Below are 18,689 nucleotides of genomic sequence, written 5' to 3'. Positions count from 1 at the left end.
GGGTCTCGCATTCTCCTCCAGGAAACCCGTTTTGGCAGGCGCCGATGGGCGGTTTTACACACGTGTTTTTTCGAAGAGGGGGCGATTATATAGCCATGAACGGAAAAATGATACTGCTTGCCTCAGAAAATTATTTTCCCGTGGGAATGCTCTCGGTTTCATGGATGAAGCGCTCTCTCTCGCTCGCTTGACGATGTTGACTGATCGAGCAGGTGCATGAAGAGATCAGACCGCCCATTCTCTGAATGCAGGGCGGTCTGTCCCCTTGAATGCAGCAATCAGAAGTCGTGCTTGATCCCTGCCGCAATCGCCCGGATGTTACGTCCCGCCAGCCCGTTGCCTCCCGTACTGCCCGCGCCGCCGATGTCGTATTTTGCATTGCTGCCGTTGCGCAGTTGCACCAGTTGCGACCACAGTTCGGTGCGCTTGGAGAGTGCGTAGCGGTAACCCAGCATGATGATGTTGGAGGCGCTGCCGTTGCCGACATAGATGCCGGAGAACACCGGCGTCTGGTCGCCATGCCCTTGGTCTGCGTGGTACCAGGACAGCTCCAGCGTATGCGGTCCCTCCTTCTTGCGCGCGGTCAGGCCAAAGCCGTTCTGGCGCAGGTCCCGCAATCCGGGGTTGCTGTATTTCAGCGCCTGGAAGTAGCCGCCGAGATAGAGCGAAGGCGTCACCGAATACCCGGCCGCCAGCATCAGGAGCTGGTCATTCAAGCCAGTGCCGCGCACGTTGTGATGCAGATCGTAGTCCAGTGCCACGATGGCGGCATCGCGCTGATACTGCACCTTGCTGGACCAGGCCATGCCGTTGCAGCCGGTGACTTCGCCCAGCGACAGATGCGTGGCGGCACTGAAGCCATTGATCACCGGTGAGTCATAGCGGATGGAATTGCCGAAGCGGCTGTCAAAGGCAAAGCTGTTGGTCGAGCCGCCATTGCCGGCGACCTGGGTGCAGGCCGTGCTGCCGGCGTTGCCGCTGGCGCCGGTGAAGGTGTTGCTGTAGCCATTGGCCCAGAAGCCGTTGAGATTGTCGTTCATCATGCTGGTCCCGTAGCCCGGGCCGGCGATTCCATGCAGATCGTCGAGCGGATTGAGCATGTAACCGACCTTCACCGATCCGAAGGAACCTTGCAGTCCGACCGAACTTTCCCGGCTGCCGAGGGCGCCCGCACCGGTATCGGGACTGAAACCGGACTCCAGCATGAAGGTGGCTGCCAGCCCGTCGCCCAGGTCTTCGCGGCCCTTGAAGCCGATCCGGCTGGAGAGGTTGTTCTCCTGCGTGACCGCACCGCGGCCTTGACCATAGCCGGAATAATTGACGAAGCCGACGTTAAGCCGGCCATACACCGTCACGTTGCTCTGCGCATGAACAGGCGAGGCCAGAACGATCATGGCGATCGCCGAGCCGGCCAGCGCATTTGCTTTGAAAGACATGTTGATTTCCCCTGTTGTCATAAAGAAGTGGCTTGTCGTTTGCCACATCCATCCAATGGGATTTGCGCCTGTCTTCAACAAGCGCCCGCAAAAGGAGGCGATGTAGCGGCTCAATTCTATGAAGCCGAAGCAGGGTGAAAATTGAGTTTTTCGCACACTACGATGAGCGGCGAACGCATCACGGACGGCGGTTGCGAGAAAGTGCGGGAGGGGAAAAAACTAACAGATGCGCAGATGGACTGCGCGCGACGAAGAGCAATTCGAGGTGCACTTGTCAGGCCGGAGTATTGGCCTGAACACGCAGTGGTGCAACCGTGTGCGCATCACGCGGATCGGCACAGGCCGTCTGCAACCAAGTGCGGAAAGCTTTGAAAACGGGCAGGTTCAGCTGCTCCTTCGGATAGCAGAGATAGTGCCCCTGATTGATTTCCACACTGGTGGAAAAAGGCTTGACCAGCAATCCCTTCTTGAGCTCCTGCCCCACCAGGAATTCGGGAACGAGGCCGATGCCCATGCCGTTGACCACGGCTGAAATGAGCACCGAGTATTGCTCGAATCTCGGCCCCAGCAGGGCGCGCGACTTGTCGATCTTCACGTGGTCGCACCACCGTTCCCAGCTGCCCGGTGCCTCGATGTGCTGCAGCAAGGTGTGGCGATGGATATCGTTCACGCCCCGGATCGCACGCTCGCCTTTCAAATCTTCCGGCCGGCAGATCACTACGAAACGGTTGCCGATCAGGTATTCGGAGACCACGTTGGGCCAGGTCCCTTTTCCAAAACGCACTGCCGCGGTGACGTCCGGGGGAAACATCTCATCGGATGAAACGTGTGCCTTGAAATTGAGCTTGGCATCCGGATAGATCTGCTGGAACAGCGGCCAGTGCGGAATCAGCCAGTTGGTGGTGAAGGTCGGTACGCTGGAGAGCGTCAATGAGCTGTCGCAGGACCGGACGGCCAGCATGTCCAGCGAGGCGGCTTTGATGATGTTGAGCCCCGGCGCCACCTTGGAGAGATACATCTTGCCGTTGCCGCTCAACACCAGCTTCTTGCCGCTGCGGCGAAACAGCGCCACGCCCAGAAATTCTTCCAGGCTGGAGACCTGCCGGCTGACCGCGCTGGGCGTGATGCAGAGCTCATCGGCGGCATCCGTGAAACTCAGATGGCGCGCCGATGCCTCGAAGGCCAGCAGCTCATGGATCGTGGGACAGATTCTCTTCATTGGGAGGTGCGCGGGGAGCGTCTTGCGCCCGGGCGGAAGCCAGACGGGGCGCCAGTTTGACAAGCGGATATGACAGGAACATGACGCTGCTTGGCAGGTGTGGCTTTCTGTTGTTTTCGATGAGCGGTCCTCACCGTTGCATGCAGAATGCGCAAAATGCGGCCCGGAAAGCTGCCATAGAATCTCGTTCGATTCGATACACCGCCGTGCATAGCCGTAGCCGGTTCCATTCCGGACAGAGTAAAAAAGATGCTACTCAGACTGATCTCAATTTCGTATGGCCTTTATCTGCTGCTCCCCATCGTGCTGGTCTGCGTGGGTTCGGTGGGCCAGAGCTGGACCAATACCCTGCTGCCGGAAGGATTCACGCTGTCCTGGTTCGTCGCGCTGTGGCAGGACGTGTCCATGCGCCGCGCGTTCTTTTCCAGTCTGACGCTGGCCTTGTGTACCTGCGTGTTGTCGACGCTGCTGTCGGTGCCGCTGTCCTACTATCTGTACAAGAACGACCGTGGTGCCAGGGCAGTGGCCACCGGCCTGATCGCCTCGATGCCCATCGCCGTACCGACCATCACCCTGGCCTTCGGCTACCTGCTGGTCTTCAATTCGGACTGGCTGCCCTTGCAAGGTTCGTTCGGGTTGCTGATCGCTGCGCACACCATGCAGACCATGCCCTATCTCACCAACACGCTGCTGAGCGATCTGCGCCATCTGAAGCTGGATCAACTGGAGCAGGCGGCAGCGACCCTCGGTGCGAATGGTGCCCGGCGCTTTTTCGGCATCGTGCTGCCCAATCTCGGCCACAGCCTGATCTCCGGACTGGCCATGGTCTCGGCGCTGTCCATCGGTGAATTCGGACTGTCGAACCTGCTCTCCAGTTTTTCCAATCGCACTTATCCGGTGGTCTTGCTGCAAGCCTTCTACGGCGCTACCGGCCTGGCCTGTGCGGCCACGGTGGTTCTGCTGCTGCTGGCTGCGATGGCCTCCCTCATCTCCACTTATTTTGCCAAACGATAATGGGCCTGCATTTCAACGATGTCGTTTTTCACTATGGCCAGAGCCGGCATGGTATCGATCAGCTCAGTCTCAACATTGCCAAGGGCGAACTGCTGGCCGTCATCGGCGCCAGCGGTTCCGGCAAATCGACCTTGCTGCGCCTGGTGGCCGGATTGCTGCGCCAGCAAAGCGGGCACATCGTCCTGGATGGACATGACCTGACCGGCGTGGAAGTCCACAAGCGCAATATCGGCATGGTGTTCCAGCATTACGCGCTGTTCCCGCATCTGAGCCTGCAAGACAACGTGGCCTATGGACTCAAGATGCGCGGCATCTCCCGTGACGAATCGGTCCGCCGGGCCGGCGACATGCTGGCGATGGTGGATCTGGCCGAGATGGCACAACGCCTGCCGCACCAGATCTCGGGCGGACAGCAGCAGCGTGTGGCACTGGCGCGCGCACTGGCCTACCGCCCCAGCGCCTTGCTGCTCGATGAACCGCTGTCGGCGCTGGACGTCAACATCCGCGGCTATCTGCGCGATCAGATCAAGGTCCTGCAGCGCGAGTTTGGCGCTACCACCCTGATGGTCACGCATGACCAGGAAGAGGCGCTGGCCATCGCCGACCGCATCGCCGTCATGGAAGGCGGGCGCCTGCTGCAGGTGGCTACACCGCAGGAGCTCTACGAGCGCCCGGTCAATCGTGCCGTGGCCGGTTTCGTCGGCCATTCCACGATACTGCCCGGCCGTGTTGTCTCCGATGGCATCGTGGATGTCGGCTTCCAGCTGCTGCTCACATACACCGGCAAGCTTGCCGTGGGCACGCAGGTGTGGCTGCTGATCCGCCCGGAATGCGTCAGTGTCGTCGCCGATCCACGCGCGCCGAACTGCATCGAGGGAGAGCTGAGCACCGTGCGCTATCTCGGTGCCACCAAACGTTACGACTTCTTCCCCAGGGGCGGCACTGCCGCGATTCTGGGAGAGGGCGCGGACTTGCCCGCGCATCGCATTTCCATCAAACCGGAAGATATTTATCTTCTGCAATCCTGATCCTGTCCAGCCATTTCATTCTCGGGGAAACACCATGATCAAGTACCTTCGCATCGCCGGCCTCGTGGCCGCATTCATGTCCACTGCCACCAGCATGGCGGCCGATTTCAAGGAGCTCTATCCGGGCGAGGCCGCGCTGTATGAAAAGGCCAAGTCCGAAGGCATGGCCGTCTCGTTCGACACCGGCCCGGAATGGGCCAACTGGAAGGCGCTGTTTTCTGCCTTCAAGCAGCGCTATCCCGAAGTGGAGCTGACCTATAACGATCTCGGTTCAGCCGCCACCGTCGTCGCGCTCGACAAGACCCGCCGCCGCCCGCAGGCCGATACGGCCTACTACTTTGCCGCGTCGGCACTGGATGCGGTGAAGAAGGATGTGGTGGCGCCCTACAAGCCGGTCAACTTCGACAAGCTGCCGCCGGTATTCCGCGAAGCCGATGGCAAATGGTTTGCCGTGCATTCGCTCAACATTGCTTTCCTGGTCAACAAGAAGCTGGTCAAGGAAGTACCGCAATCCTGGGCCGACCTGCTCAAGCCGCAATACAAGAGCAGCGTCGTCTATCTGGACCCGCGCTCAGCCGGCGTGGGCCAGGTGACCGTGCTGGCGGCTGCCTACGGCAATGGTGGCAGCGTGGACCAGATCAAGCCCGGCCTGGACTACCTGTCCACGCTGCACAAGTCGGGCAACGTCCTGCGCGTGGAAGCCACGACGCCCTATGCCAAGTTCCTCAAGGGTGAAATCCCCATCTGGATCGGCTACGAGAGCGATGGTCTGAAGGCCAAATATACCGATGGCATGGGTGATGCCATTGCGGTCGTCATTCCCCGCGAAGCCAGCGTCTCCGCGCCCTATGCCATGAGCCTGGTGAAGAACGCCCCCAATCCGAATGCCGGCAAGCTGTGGCTCAACTTCGTGATGAGCGATATCGGCCAGTCGCTGTTCGTGAAGGGCTATGTGCGTCCGGCCATCGCCGTCAAACCGGTGGGCGACGGCGCCGTCCAGCTCCCCGATGCACCGCAGATCCACGCCCTGGATATCGAGAAGGCCGCCGCGAAGAAGGACGAGATCGACCGTCAATGGACCAGCGCCGTGCTGTTGAAGTAAGGCCGCCATGCGTGCGCCCTGGCATGCCAGGGCGGCGAGGCCTTTTGGAGAGTACTTCGTATGCAACGATTTGGATCGTGGCCGGCCTGCATTGCGCTGGCCCTGTTTTTCTTCCTGCCGCTATTGTCCTTGCTGCCCGAGGCCTGGGGCGATGGCGGGCACAGCTTCGCTCATCTGTTTGGTGATCGGTTGTTCTGGCAGGGCCTGGTCAACACCGTCCTGTTGGGCCTGCTCTCGGGTGGCATGTCGGTGGTGGTGGGTAGCCTGATCGCCATCCAGCTGGCACGGCAGCCGCAACAGCGGCGCGGCTGGATGATCATGTTATTGGGCTTGCCGCTGGCGTTCTCGGGCCTGGTGATTGCCTATGGCTTCATCCTCGCCTTCGGCCGCTCGGGCTTCGTCACGCAAAGCCTGGAGGTGTTTGGTATTGATCCGGCCAGCTCTGGCAGTCTGCTCTATTCCTTGTGGGGTCTGGCTTTGGCGTATGCCTACTACCTTATTCCGCGCGTGGCGCTGACGCTTTATCCGGTCTTCGCCAATTTCGACGTGCGGTCCTTGCATGCGGCGCGGACCATGGGTGCTTCGCCGCTACGTGCTGCTGTTGAGATTGCGCTGCCGCAGGTCTATCCCGCCATCATCCAGTCGGGCTGTGTCGTGGCGGCCATTGCCATGGGCACCTATGGCACGGCGCTGGCGATGGTGGGTTCGCAAATCAATATCCTGCCGCTGCAGCTGTACCAGAAGGTCAGCGACGGTGGCAGCGATCTTTCCGAGGCTGCGGCGCTGTCGCTGGTGCTGCTGGTCTGCTGTTCAACTTTTATTGGAATCGGTGATGCAGTTGCAAGACGTCGACAATCAACTTAAGCAGGAAACACAAGAGGTGCTGGCCCAGCTGGCACAGCGGCAAACGGGCGCCAATGCGATCCGCCAGCCGGTGGCGATCATCGGCCCGGGCGAGGCTACGGACGTACAGAAGGCCAATGCTTTTCGTATTGCGCGTGCATTGGCGGGAGCGGGGGTTCCCATCATTTGCGGTGGCAAGGGCGGGGTGATGGAGGCGGCGGCGCACGGTGCGCGGGATGCTGGTGGGTTGGTGATTGGCATTCTTCCTGATGCGGATGCGGCGAGCGGGAATGCTTATCTGAGTGTGGTGTTGCCTACCGGACTGGGAGAGGCGCGTAACGCGGTCATCGCGAGCAGTGCGATTTGCCTGATTGCGGTTGGGGGAGGGTGGGGGACTATCTCGGAAATGGCCTTGGGGCTGAAATGGAACAAGCCGGTTTTTGCGACCTGTGATGCTGAGAAGATTCCTGGGATTCAGCAATTTGATAGTGTGGAGATGCTGATTTTTCGGGCTGCGGGTTGGTTGTGTGGGTGATGTTCAAGCCGGTTGATGGATGCCGCCAGAAATGACGGTGTTCATCGTGGATGTCATGTTGCATCAACGATGAAGACCGACAAGATGGGCATGGCGAAGGCTTGCGCGCTAGCGAAAATCGACATGGAAGGACAACATCACCGAGGTCTCGATGACGAGGTTAATGTCGCCAAGTTGATGCCCCATGCACTTCAATTCTCGAAGTACCATACACCAAGGTTACTCTGATTAGCTTGGTTTTGAGGTAAGTGCAATAAATGAACAACTCCCTTGAGCAGATCAAGCATGAGGCTGCAGCGTGTAAAGCCGCAGAACTTGAAGAGTGCGTGTTCGAAGATTCTATGATTGGATTGGACTATCTGATAGAGAGTGGGCGCGTAATTGAGTGCTATATCGATGTTCCGGTCAAATCGATCGTGGCGTTGGGTCGAGGTGATTTTTGGGATGAAGGTGGTACCTGGAGAGATGCACTTCACGGTCTCCATGGAAGAGGGTGGGATGACGCGATCTTTCGCTATTTCGAAGGAGATCTATTCGAACAGTCATTTCCTGTTCCAGGAAATATGACCGAACTGCGCTTGGCATGCATAGGTGGAGCTTGTGAGGTCAGAAACGGAAACCACAGGGTAGTCGCAGGGAAGGCGTGGCTAATAAGTCGATGTGGTAACCATGCTATTTTTCGCAAAGCGAGGGCCTGTACATAATTTTGTGTAAACGGACTATTGGCAGGAAACTGTCGCCTTGTCCGGAGCCACAATGAGTAAAAAGAAACACGACGTACCCGAAGAATTACTGGCTGGATTGCTAGCCAATTACAAGAATCCCGAAGATTTAATAGGTGAAGAAGGCCTGTTGAAGCATCTCACCAAGCTGGTGGTGGAACGAGCCCTGGAAGCCGAGCTGAGCGAGCACCTGGGCCATGAGAAGCACGGGAGCGTAGCCAATGAGTCGGGCAACACCCGAAACGGCAAGAGTCGCAAGACGCTAAAGGGCGAATTCGGCGAGTTGCCAATTGAAGTTCCTCGAGACCGTCATGGCAGCTTCGAACCGAAGCTGGTAACCAAGCATCAGACGCGCTGGGCCGGCTTCGACGACAAGATTATTTCGCTGTATGCCCGTGGCATGACAGTAAGAGAGATTCAGGCGCACCTGGAAGAGATGTATGGAACCGAGGTGTCACCCAGCCTGATTTCATCGGTCACTGACGCCGTTGTCGATGAAGTCAAAGCCTGGCAAGCTAGGCCATTGAATCCAATTTATCCCATCGTTTATCTCGACTGTATCCATGTCAAAGTGCGTGAAGGAACGGTGCGAGTAAAAGCCGTCTACCTAGCCATCGGCATCACCATGGACGGTGAGAAGGAGGTGTTGGGACTGTGGCTAGCGCAAACGGAAGGCGCCAAGTTCTGGCTGCAGGTTGTCACTGAGCTGCGTAATCGCGGCGTGCAAGATATCTTCATCGCTTGCGTTGACGGCTTGAAGGGCTTCCCGGATGCCATCGAAGCTGTGTTCCCGAAGACCACGGTGCAGCTGTGTATCGTCCACATGGTCCGGCACAGCTTGAATTACGTCTCATGGAAACGACGTCCGGAGGTGGCGGCTGACCTACGATTGATTTACCAGTCGGCAACCGCCGAAGAAGCCGAACTCCGACTCGGTGAATTCGAAGAGAAATGGGATGCAGAGTATCTGCCTATCGGCCAATCCTGGCGGCGCAACTGGCCCCGTCTGATTCCGTTCTTCGACTTCCCACCAGAGATTCGAAAGGTCATCTATACGACCAATGCCATCGAGTCGGTCAACATGAGTTTGCGCAAGCTGACTAAGAACCGGGGCTCGTTCCCCAGCGATGAGGCGCTGATTAAACTCTTCTTCCTGGCCCTGCGCAACATCAGTAAAAAGTGGACGCTGCCCATCCGAGATTGGAAAGCTGCACTGACTCGGTTTACTATCCAGTTCGGTGAACGTATCTCTATGAATTAAACGAAATCCCGTTTACACAAAAAATCGGACACGCCCCAAAGCGAAGACCTTTTACTATCCAATTCACGATCGCATCAAAGCTTTGCTTTCTCGTGCATATCGAAATCGACTGAATGTGTTCATTGGTACTCCATTTGTCGACAGTTTTTCTAAGTGGTATTTGTACCTCTCGAACGACAATGTGCATGAACTATGGGGTTGGAGCGGAGATGACTTTGTGCTTGTCAAAAGATTCGGTTGGATTAAGTCTCGGATTTTCGATTGGAAAGAGGCTCAGCTCATACTAGGGCACAGCTGGAAGCCGCTGCCGAAGAAGGTGCTTGGCCACTTACTTGATGATGCATGGATAGAGAACCAGCTTTTGTATGATCGGAGAGTAGAGCACAGAAAAACTGATAAGCGGTACGGACGAACAGGTCATGAGTGAATTGTTGCCCAACATGAGAGTTGGGCTGTTCTGAAGCGAGCCCCAGAAATTCGATCAGAATTTAGGGAACGCTGAGCGCTTACTAGGTGAACTGTGCTAAGACGCGGGCAGATTTGCAGAGAGCCAAGGTCTTACGTTTATCCAAATATCGATAATCCATGCGCCAGTATTTCCCCGTTGCCTTTACGAGAAGATACATGCCGCCGCCATCGGCATATTTGTCGCCATTGGGCTTGATGGGCTTTACTTGCTTCACAAAGGTATCAGTCAGGGACATAGCGTGTTTGACGGTATCTGGAATTGGTCGGTGGAGAGATGCCGTCAAAAATGACGGTATTAATCTTGGATGTAATGCCACGTCCTTGAACGGACGCGCACAACAAAAAGCCCGCATGTCATCAGACACGCGGGCTTCAAAACATCTATCTACTACATCGAGTAATCATCTGGTGCCGGGAGCCGGAATCGAACCGGCACGCCTTGCGGCGCGGGATTTTGAGTCCCGTGCGTCTACCTATTCCGCCATCCCGGCGACGCAAGCCAGCGATTATTACCGATTTCGCTTTTCGGAGCAAGCCCTCAACGCCCCCGAATAAAGCAAAGAGAAAATTATTTACCGCACACCGCCTCAATGGCCCGCTCCCCGGTCGAGCCGGGAATGGGATCCTGCAGCTTCACGTCCGAATAAGCCAGCTGCGGCGACAGCAGCAGTTGCCCCTTGCCATCGGCCTGCGCATACATCTTGCGGCTGCCAAAGCCGAGTTGCCGGCTGCTGCAGTCGAAGTAGGCAGTAGAGACTTCGGAGAGGTAATAAGTCTTGCTGCCCTGGCCCATCAGCAGTTGCGGACGGTTCCAGTTCAGCAGGATCTGCGCCTGCCGCACGCCGCGCGTGGTGACGATGCTGCTCTTGTCGATGAAGAAGCTGCCGATGTTGTTCTCTCCCAGCGGTTGCCATTCGGCATGCGCCGGCAGGCAGAGCGCGGCCAGTGCAGTGGCCAGCAGCAGGGACAGGCAGCGGGTAGGGGAAAGCGAAAAAGGGCGGAAATCCATGTCGGGCTGGGCGTCGCGTCAGGTCAGCATCATGGCCAGCATGGCGACATCGTCTTCCAGCAGCAGCATCAGCGTGATGCTCCAGAAGAGCAGTTCCGCCATCAAGCGGTGTCCTGTCATGCGCAGGCTTGCAGCCATGTCCAACTCATCAATCGCGAAAAATGAAAGTGCGGCCATCCTAACATGCCCTTTACGATTGAACACCGCAGCCCATCATGAAAATGGCCCGCACCAGGCGAGCCATTGCTTGCTACCACAAGAGGATGCCAGCGATCAGATGGCCGCTGCAATCGCCTTGCCCACTTCCGTGGTGTTGCTCTTGCCGCCCAGGTCGGGGGTGGTGGGGCCATTGACCAGCACTTCTTCGATGGCCGCCAGCATGGCGTCATGAGCCTGGCGGTACTTGCCTTCGCCATTGCCGAGGAAGTCCAGCATCATCGCGCCAGACCAGATGGTGGCCACCGGGTTGGCGATGTTCTTGCCGAAGATGTCAGGCGCCGAACCATGCACCGGCTCAAACAGCGAGGGCAGTTCGCGCGTGGGATTGATGTTGGCCGAGGGCGCAATGCCGATGGTGCCGGCGCAGGCCGGGCCGAGGTCGGAGAGGATGTCGCCGAACAGGTTGGAAGCCACCACCACGTCGAAACGGTCCGGGTTCAGCACGAAGTGCGCGGTCAGGATGTCGATGTGGTACTTGTCGCGGCGCACGTCGGGGTACTTGGCGCCCATGGCTTCGACCCGCTCATCCCAGTAAGGCATGGTGATGGCGATGCCGTTGGACTTGGTGGCCGAGGTCAGGTGCTTCTTGGGACGGCTCTGCGCCAGGTCGAAGGCGAACTTGAGGATGCGGTCGGTACCCTTGCGGCTGAACACCGATTCCTGGATCACGGTCTCGCGCTCGGTGCCTTCGAACATGCGCCCGCCGATGGCGGAGTATTCGCCTTCGGTGTTCTCGCGTACCACGTAGAAGTCGATGTCGCCCGGCTTGCGGTTGGCCAGCGGGCAGGGCACGCCCGGCATCAGGCGCACCGGGCGCAGGTTGACGTAGAGGTCGAAGTCGCGGCGGAACTTCAGCAGCGAACCCCACAGCGAGACGTGGTCCGGCACCGTGGCCGGCCAGCCGACGGCGCCAAAGAAGATGGCTTCGAAGCCCTTCAACTGCTCGAACCAGTCATCGGGCATCATCTGGCCATGCTTGGCGTAGTAGCCGCAATGGGCCCAGTCGAAATGGGTGAACTCGATATCGATGCCGAACTTCTTGCTGGCGGCCTCGACCGCGCGCAAGCCTTCGGGCATGACTTCCTGGCCGATGCCGTCGCCGGCGATGACGGCGATTCTGTGGGTCTTGCTCATCGTTGCTGCTCCTCTGGGGTAAAGGGATGACCGTTCAATGGATAAGTGCGGCCATCATAAATCGCTTCGCGTGGAGGATCATCCACGAACTGGTGATTTTATAAAACACGATCCGTGAACAGTGCAGAAAACGTCAGGGCATGAAAAAAGGCAGTGCCCTCGTTACGGCACTGCCTTTGCTGACGGGGGAGCGATCCGGCTCAGCCGACCAGCGCCTCGCTCCACAGGCTCACGCCCATGGTGTGCTCGGCACCCGGTTCCAGCTCCACCAGGTCTTCCATGACGTTGGCGGTTTCGATGCACAGCATGCGCTGCCAGGCGTCATCGGCAAACTGCGACAGGCGGCGCGCCTTGCTGACCCAGGGGTTCCAGACCACGGCCGAGGTCGAGCCGCTGGCTTCGATATGGATGCGGCGGTTCCAGCCCTCGTCGCGGATGGACAGCTGCGGCGGCAGGTCGAGGTAGATGCGGTCGGTTTCGCTGCTGACCACCAGGTCGCGCTTCTGCTCGCGCTCGGCCCAGCCTTCCAGCGTTTCGATATAGCGGTGGCCTTCCAGGCCTTCGACGGTGACGTTGTGGATACTGCTGACGGCAAAGTAGCTGTGCAGCGCCTGGGTGATGGCGATGTGCTGCTCGCTGCCGTTGCGGGTGGTCAGTTGCAGGTGCAGGCGATCATCCAGCAGGATTTCCAGGCGCAGCTCGATGCCCGGCGGCAGGTGGCGCAGGGCGGGCGATTCGGTCGTGGGCGGGATGGCCAGCACCAGGCGCACGGTGTCGCCTTCGATGGCGTTTTCCATCAGGAGCCAGGGGATGCCGCGTACCAGGCCGTGCGCCGGCAGGCGGCCTCCGGCGTGCAGGGCTTGTACTTGCGGGGGATTGCGCATGAGGTCGCCGAACCAGGGCCAGCACACCGGGATGCCGCCGCGCACCGAGTTGCCGGCCTCGAAGGCGGCTTCCTCGCTCATCCAGATCACCGGCTCCTGGCCGTGCACCTGGTAGCGCAGCACCTGGGCGCCTTGCTCGGCAATGAGCAATTCGGCGCGCTCGGTCTGCACGCGCAGGCATTGCAGCTGATTGACTTCGATACGCTGGATATGGGGAAGATCGGGGGGGACTTCCTGCTCGTCGATGAGGCTCATGCCGGTCACTCCAAAGGAATACATTGCGATTGCGCAAGACTGCCACAATTCGGGCGGTTGCGGGGAGAGTTGCGCGGTCTGGCAGGCGATGCGCAGCGTCTCGCCAGCGCTGGAGGGGGGCGGCTGTGGCCGGCGCTATAATCTACACATCGTGGATTTCAATGGCTACGTATCGTGAACAATTCTCCCCTGCTGGAAGACCTGCGCCTGTTCTGCGTGGTGGCGCGCCACAGCAACTTTGCCGAATCGGCGCGCGAGGTCGGTGCCTCGCCGGCCTACATCAGCAAGCGCATTGCCCTGCTGGAGCAGGCGCTGGGCGTGCGGCTGTTCCACCGCACCACGCGCAGCGTGGTCATGACGGAGGACGGCGGCAACGTCCACGAATGGGCGCGCAAGATCCTCGACGACGTGGAGCAGATGATGGAAACCGTCAGCAGCGCCAAGCGGGTGCCGCGCGGGCTGCTCAAGATCAGTACCAGCTTCGGGCTGGGGCGCAAGTTTGTCTCTCCTTTGTTGTCGCGCTTTGCCAGCGAACATCCGGAACTGAAGATACAGCTGGAGCTGGTGGACCGGCAGATCGATCTGGTCAACGAGGGGATCGATTTAGATATCCGCGTGGGGGCGGGGCATGAGCCGCATCTCTTTTCCAAGCGCATCCTGCCCAGCCAGCGGGTGCTGTGCGCCAGTCCCGCCTATCTCAAGAAGCACGGCGCACCGGCCGACCTGGCCGCGCTGCGCCAGCACCAGTGCCTGGTGATCCGCGAGCGCAATCAGTCCTTCGGCATCTGGCGCATGATGGGGCCCAAGGGGCAGGAGACGGTGAAGGTGTCGGGCGGGCTGGCGTCGAACCATGGCGAGATCATCCACCAGTGGGCCGTGGACGGCCACGGCATCATCCTGCGTTCGATCTGGGACGTGGCCGACAGTCTCAAGCGCGGGCGGCTGGTGCGGGTGTTGCCGCAGTATGCGCAGGAGGCCGACCTGTGTGCGGTCTATCCCATGCAGTTGAAGAATTCGGCCAAGGTGCGGGAATGCGTGCGCTTCCTGCAGAAGCATCTGGATGTGACGGCATCCTCGGGCACGGTTTGAACGGTGTGCGGACGGTCTTGAGTTGCGTGTTCCCGTTCGGACTGAGTAGCGCCGCAGGCGCGTATCGAAGGCGCTGCACACGGTGCGCCTTCGATACGCCGCTTTGCGCCTACTCAGTCCGAACGGGGAAATGTTGCGCTGCACAGAGGCGAGGCTTGCGTTCAGCGCCCGTCGAAGCGCTGGCGCACGATGCGTTCCAGCACCTGCGCCACCAGCGCCACGGCCGCATCGTCCGCATGGCGGCGATGCTGCAGCAGGCGCAGCGGCGGCGCTTCCAGCGGCAGGGGCGGGCGCAGGCAAGCCAGCGCCACCGGATGCGCCGCGGTAGCCGCAGGCACGCAATGCATGGGCATGACGGCGATCAGGTCCGAGCCTTGCAGCAGCGCCGGGGCCATCAGGAAATTGGGGATCACCATGCCGATACGGCGGCGCAGTCCCTGCATGGCGACCTGTTCGTCGATCATGCGGTTGAGCGTATCGTGGCAGGCGATCTGCAGGTGCGGATAGGACAGCCAGCGCGCCAGCGTCAGTTGATGCGCAGCCGGGTGGTCACGCCGCATCACGGCCACGCAGCGCTCCTGCAGCACTTCACGTCCGCGCAACTGGCCAGCCGGTGCAGCCGCTCCCAAGACCAGATCGGTCTGGCCGCGTTCCAGGCGGGCGGCGGCATCGGCATCGCCCAGCCAGGTCTGGAATTCCAGATCCAGCTGCGGCGCCTCGGCGGTCAGTTCCTGATGCAGCGCATGGGCCACCACCTGGGCCGGATAGTCCGGCATCAGGATGCGCACGCGCTTTGCTGCGGCTGCATGCGCGGGCGACTGCGATGAGGACGCCTGTTCATTCCCTTCGCCGGCCAGCGCCAGGCGTAGCGGTTCGCGCAGGGCTTGGGCGGTGGCTGTCAGGCGCATCTGGGTGCCGCCATCTTCCAGCAGCGGATCGCGCAGCAACTGGCGGCAACGCTCCAGGGCATTGGCCGCGGCCGGCAGCGGCAGGCCCACACGCGCGGCTGCACGGGCCAGATGGGCTTCATCGAGGACGGCATCGAGCAGGCGCAGCAGGCGCGCATCCATCCCGGCGAGTGCGGAGAAGGCAGGAGGGAAGAGGGCAGAAAAGCGTGCAGCGGAATTCATGGCGCAATGAGGCGGTGGCAGCGAAGAGGAAACGGCCCGCCGCCAGGACGGCAGCAGGCCAGGGGCGCGAGTGTAGCCTCTTCGAAGGGCGCCTACAAGCGGCGTTTGGGGCAGTGTGCTGCGGGCGCTGCGGTGGCTTAGCCGAAGGCTTCCTTGATGGTCTGGATCTTGCCCATGTCGTTGGCATCGTAGCCGGCAAGATTGTTGACGACCTTGCGGAAGCCATCCGATTGCAGGATGTCGATCACCGAGCGGATCAGCGGGTCCTGCAGCGATCCGGCCGGCAGTGCGAAGAAGTAGCGCTCGCGCACCAGCGGGATGAAGCCCAGGCCGAAGCGATGCGCCGCCGTCTGCACGCCGAAGCCGACGTCGGCCATGCCGCTGGCGATGAAGGCGGCTACCGCCGAGTGGGTGAATTCGGTGTTCTCGAAGCCGTTGATCTTCTTGTGGGCGATGCCGGCGCCGGCCAGCATCAGCTCCAGCAGCATGCGCGTGCCCGAACCGGCTTCGCGGTTGACGAAGCGCAGGTCGGTGCGGGTGAGGTCGGCCAGTCCGCGCAAGCCTTTGGGGTTGCCCGGTTCGACGAACAGGCCCTGGTTGCGGATGGCCAGGTGGATCAGGCAGTCGCTGCGCTTGTTGAGCCACTTGGCATAGGCGGCGATGGCCGGTTTCTCGAATTCGCCCAGCGGTACGTGAAAGCCCGCCAGGTCACATTCCTGGCGCGACAGCGCGGCCACGGCATCGGTGCTGTGGCGGTAGCGCACTTCCACCGGCAGGCGCGCTTCGTTGATCTTGTCCAGCAGCGCCGCTACCGCAAAGCCGTGGCTGGCGTTCAGGCGCACCTTCTCGGATTTGCCTTCGACCGTCTTGCCCAGTTCCACTTCCAGTTCCGAGGCCAGGCTGTCGAGGGTGGGCGACAGGCGCGCCGTCACCAGGCGGTCCGCCCACAGCAGCTTGCTGGCAAAATCGGTGAGTGTGGTGCCGCGGCCACGTCCGCTTTCGATCAGGGCATTGCCGAACAGGCGCTCGGCCTCGCGCAACAGGCCCCAGGCATGGCGATAGGAATAGCGCGTCAATTGCGCGGCACGCGCGATGGAACCGCTTTGCTGGATCGCCGTGAGCAGGGTCAAGAGGTTGGCCGTGTCCAGTGCCGCCTCGTTGTCATAGGCGATTTCCCAGTGAGGTTTGATGTGGACTTTGAACATTTATGTGAAAGAAAGCATATTGAAACGGCCGGTTAACGGTGATAACTTCGCGTCACTCCGCATAGATGATAGGAAATATATGCGGTGTTGTACATAAATAAATTAAAAGAGAAGGATATCGCCGCAAAGAGGGGCCGGTTTCACGATCCGGCCCTACCGGCTTTGCGATGCAATCCTTCCTTCGATTTACCCACACACACATAAAACTTCGGAGGAATAATGGCTTTCGATTTCCTGAACAAGGAACACACAGTCGCCAAGCCTGGCTTCAACCGCTGGCTGGTTCCGCCAGCAGCGCTCGCAATCCACCTGTGCATCGGCATGGCCTACGGTTTCTCCGTATTCTGGCTGCCCCTGTCCAAGGCCCTGGGCATCACCGCGCCCATCGCCTGTGGTGCCGATGTGGGCTTCTTCGCCCAGGTCTTCTCGTCCTCCTGTGACTGGAAGATCTCCATGCTGGGCTGGATGTACACCATGTTCTTCGTCCTGCTGGGCATCTCTGCAGCATTGTGGGGCGGCTGGCTGGAACACGCCGGCCCCCGCAAGGCCGGCGTGGTCGCTGCCATCTGCTGGTGCGGTGGCCTCTTGATCTCGGCCCTGGGCGTGAAGACGCACCAGATCTGGCTGATGTGGCTGGGCTCCGGCGTCATCGGTGGCGTGGGCCTGGGCCTGGGCTACATCTCGCCGGTGTCCACGCTCATCAAGTGGTTCCCTGACCGTCGCGGCATGGCCACCGGTATGGCCATCATGGGCTTCGGCGGCGGTGCGCTGGTGGGTACCCCGCTGGCCGATGCGCTGATGAAGAAGTTTGCCTCCCCCACCTCGGTGGGCGTGTGGGAAACCTTCGTGGTCATGGCCATCATCTACTTCGTCTTCATGATGGCGGGTGCCTTCGGCTACCGCGTGCCGCCGACCGGCTGGAAGCCGGCTGGCTGGACCCCGCCGGTGGCCAAGTCCTCGGCGACCATGATCACCCAGAACCACGTGCACGTCTCCAAGGTCTGGGGCATCCCCCAGTTCTGGCTGGTGTGGCTGGTGCTCTGCCTGAACGTGTCGGCCGGTATCGGCGTCATCGGTATCGCTTCGCCGATGCTGCAGGAAGTCTTCGGCGGCAAGCTCCTGGGCGTGAACATCGGTTTCAATGACCTGTCGGTCGAGCAGAAGGCGGCCATCGCGGCGCTGGCAGCCGGCTTCACGGGCCTGATCTCGCTCTTCAACATCGGTGGCCGTTTCGCCTGGGCCTCGTGCTCGGACTTCTTCGGCCGCAAGATGACCTACGCCATCTTCTTCGTGTTGGGCTTCGTGCTGTACGTGAGCCTGCCGTGGTCGGCCAAGGCGGGCAACATCCCGCTGTTCGTCGGTGCCGTTTGCATCATCCTGTCGATGTATGGTGGCGGCTTCGCCACCGTGCCGGCTTACCTGGCCGACCTGTTCGGCACCCAGATGGTGGGCGCCATCCACGGCCGCCTGCTGACCGCGTGGGCGACCGCCGGCATCCTGGGCCCGGTGGTGGTGAACTACATGCGTGAGTACCAGCTGGCCCAGGGCATGCCCAAGAACGAGGTCTACAACACCACCATGTACATCCTGGCCGGCATGCTGATCCTGGGCCTGATCTGCAACCTGCTGATCCGCCCGGTGGCCGCCAAGCACTTCATGACGCCCGAAGAACTGGCCCGTGAAAAGCAGCTGGCCCACGAAAAGTCGGCGGCCGATGCAGTGGCGACGGCCGGTTCGGGCGACATGTCGCAGATCGGCACCGGCGGCAATCCGGTGATGATCGGCCTGGCATGGGCCGCCGTCGGCATTCCGCTGATCTGGGGTATTACCCTGGTGTTGCAGAAGTCGGCCGTGCTGTTCCGCTGATCGCACAAGTCAGTCGTTTCGTTTCACCCGCAGGCCGGCTCCACCCGGCCTGCGCGCAAGACCCCAGCGGCGAAAGCCGCTGACACAAGCTGCCATGGCCACGTGAACCAGGGCAGCTTGTGTCAGCGACTATCAACAAATCAGGAGCATGGCCCGTCCACCCGGTAGGGGCGGGCCAGCATCCGCAGTGTTCACCCCAACCCGCAAGGCAGGCAGAACATGCAACAACGGAGACTAGCTGGTTCACCACGCACGGCCGTGCGCGCCCTT

Annotated in this window: 17 protein-coding genes and 1 tRNA gene; 9 read left to right on the top strand and 9 right to left on the bottom strand. The window is 60.4% G+C overall.

Going from position 1 to position 18,689, the window contains the following annotated elements; all coding sequences use genetic code 11:
• Positions 1 to 278: 278 nt before the first annotated feature.
• Positions 279 to 1,436: a porin gene (locus ACVC5H_RS18195; protein WP_489619180.1), complete on the bottom strand. Its 1,158-nt coding sequence runs from the start codon at positions 1,434 to 1,436 to the stop codon at positions 279 to 281.
• A gap of 274 nt (positions 1,437 to 1,710) precedes the next feature.
• Positions 1,711 to 2,655, bottom strand: coding sequence for a LysR substrate-binding domain-containing protein (locus tag ACVC5H_RS18190; protein ID WP_489619179.1), 945 nt, complete (start codon positions 2,653 to 2,655; stop codon positions 1,711 to 1,713).
• A gap of 249 nt (positions 2,656 to 2,904) precedes the next feature.
• Between ACVC5H_RS18190 and ACVC5H_RS18185 the strand changes: the two genes are divergently transcribed.
• The 6 genes from ACVC5H_RS18185 to ACVC5H_RS18160 all read left to right on the top strand — a co-directional run bounded on the left by ACVC5H_RS18185 (position 2,905) and on the right by ACVC5H_RS18160 (position 9,160).
• On the top strand, positions 2,905 to 3,669 hold the full coding sequence (locus tag ACVC5H_RS18185; RefSeq protein WP_489619178.1) for an ABC transporter permease: 765 nt from the start codon (positions 2,905 to 2,907) through the stop codon (positions 3,667 to 3,669).
• A complete protein-coding gene (locus ACVC5H_RS18180; RefSeq protein WP_489619177.1) occupies positions 3,669 to 4,697 on the top strand; it encodes an ABC transporter ATP-binding protein in 1,029 nt (342 codons plus the stop codon). The genes ACVC5H_RS18185 and ACVC5H_RS18180 overlap by 1 nt, the downstream gene beginning before the upstream one ends.
• Positions 4,698 to 4,731: 34 nt before the next feature.
• Complete coding sequence (locus ACVC5H_RS18175) at positions 4,732 to 5,799, top strand: extracellular solute-binding protein (RefSeq protein ID WP_489619176.1); 1,068 nt, start codon at positions 4,732 to 4,734, stop codon at positions 5,797 to 5,799.
• 60 nt (positions 5,800 to 5,859) lie between these two features.
• Positions 5,860 to 6,663: an ABC transporter permease gene (locus ACVC5H_RS18170; RefSeq protein WP_489619175.1), complete on the top strand. Its 804-nt coding sequence runs from the start codon at positions 5,860 to 5,862 to the stop codon at positions 6,661 to 6,663.
• Complete coding sequence (locus ACVC5H_RS18165; protein ID WP_489619174.1) at positions 6,632 to 7,177, top strand: TIGR00725 family protein; 546 nt, start codon at positions 6,632 to 6,634, stop codon at positions 7,175 to 7,177. The genes ACVC5H_RS18170 and ACVC5H_RS18165 overlap by 32 nt, the downstream gene beginning before the upstream one ends.
• Before the next feature lie 756 nt (positions 7,178 to 7,933).
• Positions 7,934 to 9,160 (top strand): IS256 family transposase, encoded by a 1,227-nt coding sequence (locus ACVC5H_RS18160; protein ID WP_209585377.1) that lies wholly within the window; start codon positions 7,934 to 7,936, stop codon positions 9,158 to 9,160.
• Positions 9,161 to 9,669: 509 nt separating this feature from the next.
• Here the strand turns inward: ACVC5H_RS18160 and ACVC5H_RS18155 are convergent.
• The 5 genes from ACVC5H_RS18155 to ACVC5H_RS18135 form a co-directional block, all read right to left on the bottom strand.
• Entirely contained in the window at positions 9,670 to 9,993 is a 324-nt protein-coding gene (locus ACVC5H_RS18155) for an Arm DNA-binding domain-containing protein (RefSeq protein WP_489619173.1), read from the bottom strand.
• Positions 9,994 to 10,034: 41 nt separating this feature from the next.
• A tRNA-Leu gene (locus ACVC5H_RS18150) sits at positions 10,035 to 10,119 on the bottom strand.
• 77 nt (positions 10,120 to 10,196) lie between these two features.
• Positions 10,197 to 10,637, bottom strand: coding sequence for a surface-adhesin E family protein (locus ACVC5H_RS18145; RefSeq protein WP_489619172.1), 441 nt, complete (start codon positions 10,635 to 10,637; stop codon positions 10,197 to 10,199).
• Positions 10,638 to 10,910: 273 nt separating this feature from the next.
• Positions 10,911 to 11,990: a tartrate dehydrogenase gene (locus tag ACVC5H_RS18140; RefSeq protein WP_489619171.1), complete on the bottom strand. Its 1,080-nt coding sequence runs from the start codon at positions 11,988 to 11,990 to the stop codon at positions 10,911 to 10,913.
• A 200-nt stretch (positions 11,991 to 12,190) separates the two neighbouring features.
• Entirely contained in the window at positions 12,191 to 13,129 is a 939-nt protein-coding gene (locus ACVC5H_RS18135) for a D-hexose-6-phosphate mutarotase (protein ID WP_489619170.1), read from the bottom strand.
• Between ACVC5H_RS18135 and ACVC5H_RS18130 the strand changes: the two genes are divergently transcribed.
• Together ACVC5H_RS18130 and ACVC5H_RS18125 are read left to right on the top strand one after the other, a co-directional pair.
• The gene (locus ACVC5H_RS18130; protein WP_489619169.1) at positions 13,128 to 13,307 is read left to right on the top strand and encodes a hypothetical protein; all 180 of its coding nucleotides are present in this window, start codon (positions 13,128 to 13,130) and stop codon (positions 13,305 to 13,307) included. The two genes, ACVC5H_RS18135 and ACVC5H_RS18130, sit on opposite strands and share 2 nt — an antisense overlap.
• Positions 13,304 to 14,218, top strand: a complete 915-nt coding sequence (locus ACVC5H_RS18125) for a LysR family transcriptional regulator (RefSeq protein ID WP_489619168.1) — start codon at positions 13,304 to 13,306, stop codon at positions 14,216 to 14,218. The genes ACVC5H_RS18130 and ACVC5H_RS18125 overlap by 4 nt, the downstream gene beginning before the upstream one ends.
• 161 nt (positions 14,219 to 14,379) lie before the next feature.
• On the opposite strand, the gene ACVC5H_RS18120 is transcribed toward ACVC5H_RS18125, so the two are convergent.
• Both ACVC5H_RS18120 and ACVC5H_RS18115 read right to left on the bottom strand, forming a co-directional pair.
• Positions 14,380 to 15,348 carry a LysR family transcriptional regulator gene (locus ACVC5H_RS18120; RefSeq protein WP_489619167.1) on the bottom strand — a complete coding sequence of 323 codons (969 nt, stop codon included), beginning with the start codon at positions 15,346 to 15,348 and terminating at the stop codon, positions 14,380 to 14,382.
• A 137-nt stretch (positions 15,349 to 15,485) separates the two neighbouring features.
• A complete protein-coding gene (locus ACVC5H_RS18115) occupies positions 15,486 to 16,553 on the bottom strand; it encodes a substrate-binding domain-containing protein (RefSeq protein WP_489619166.1) in 1,068 nt (355 codons plus the stop codon).
• Between the two features lie 219 nt (positions 16,554 to 16,772).
• Between ACVC5H_RS18115 and ACVC5H_RS18110 the strand changes: the two genes are divergently transcribed.
• The gene (locus ACVC5H_RS18110; protein WP_489619165.1) at positions 16,773 to 18,419 is read left to right on the top strand and encodes an OFA family MFS transporter; all 1,647 of its coding nucleotides are present in this window, start codon (positions 16,773 to 16,775) and stop codon (positions 18,417 to 18,419) included.
• The last annotated feature ends 270 nt before the right edge of the window (positions 18,420 to 18,689 follow it).

It is taken from the genome of Herbaspirillum sp. Her3, assembly GCF_057961275.1.
This window is presented reverse-complemented; position numbering and strand designations above follow the sequence as displayed.

What these genes read in the sequence shown, in the direction of transcription:
- ACVC5H_RS18195 (WP_489619180.1), bottom strand. Translation starts at nt 1,436, where the DNA reads ATGTCTTTCAAAGCAAATGCGCTGGCCGGCTCGGCGATCGCCATGATC.
- ACVC5H_RS18190 (WP_489619179.1), bottom strand. Translation starts at nt 2,655, where the DNA reads ATGAAGAGAATCTGTCCCACGATCCATGAGCTGCTGGCCTTCGAGGCA.
- ACVC5H_RS18185 (WP_489619178.1), top strand. Translation starts at nt 2,905, where the DNA reads ATGCTACTCAGACTGATCTCAATTTCGTATGGCCTTTATCTGCTGCTC.
- ACVC5H_RS18180 (WP_489619177.1), top strand. Translation starts at nt 3,669, where the DNA reads ATGGGCCTGCATTTCAACGATGTCGTTTTTCACTATGGCCAGAGCCGG.
- ACVC5H_RS18175 (WP_489619176.1), top strand. Translation starts at nt 4,732, where the DNA reads ATGATCAAGTACCTTCGCATCGCCGGCCTCGTGGCCGCATTCATGTCC.
- ACVC5H_RS18170 (WP_489619175.1), top strand. Translation starts at nt 5,860, where the DNA reads ATGCAACGATTTGGATCGTGGCCGGCCTGCATTGCGCTGGCCCTGTTT.
- ACVC5H_RS18165 (WP_489619174.1), top strand. Translation starts at nt 6,632, where the DNA reads ATGCAGTTGCAAGACGTCGACAATCAACTTAAGCAGGAAACACAAGAG.
- ACVC5H_RS18160 (WP_209585377.1), top strand. Translation starts at nt 7,934, where the DNA reads ATGAGTAAAAAGAAACACGACGTACCCGAAGAATTACTGGCTGGATTG.
- ACVC5H_RS18145 (WP_489619172.1), bottom strand. Translation starts at nt 10,637, where the DNA reads ATGGATTTCCGCCCTTTTTCGCTTTCCCCTACCCGCTGCCTGTCCCTG.
- ACVC5H_RS18140 (WP_489619171.1), bottom strand. Translation starts at nt 11,990, where the DNA reads ATGAGCAAGACCCACAGAATCGCCGTCATCGCCGGCGACGGCATCGGC.
- ACVC5H_RS18130 (WP_489619169.1), top strand. Translation starts at nt 13,128, where the DNA reads ATGCCGGTCACTCCAAAGGAATACATTGCGATTGCGCAAGACTGCCAC.
- ACVC5H_RS18135 (WP_489619170.1), bottom strand. Translation starts at nt 13,129, where the DNA reads ATGAGCCTCATCGACGAGCAGGAAGTCCCCCCCGATCTTCCCCATATC.
- ACVC5H_RS18120 (WP_489619167.1), bottom strand. Translation starts at nt 15,348, where the DNA reads ATGAATTCCGCTGCACGCTTTTCTGCCCTCTTCCCTCCTGCCTTCTCC.
- ACVC5H_RS18115 (WP_489619166.1), bottom strand. Translation starts at nt 16,553, where the DNA reads ATGTTCAAAGTCCACATCAAACCTCACTGGGAAATCGCCTATGACAAC.
- ACVC5H_RS18110 (WP_489619165.1), top strand. Translation starts at nt 16,773, where the DNA reads ATGGCTTTCGATTTCCTGAACAAGGAACACACAGTCGCCAAGCCTGGC.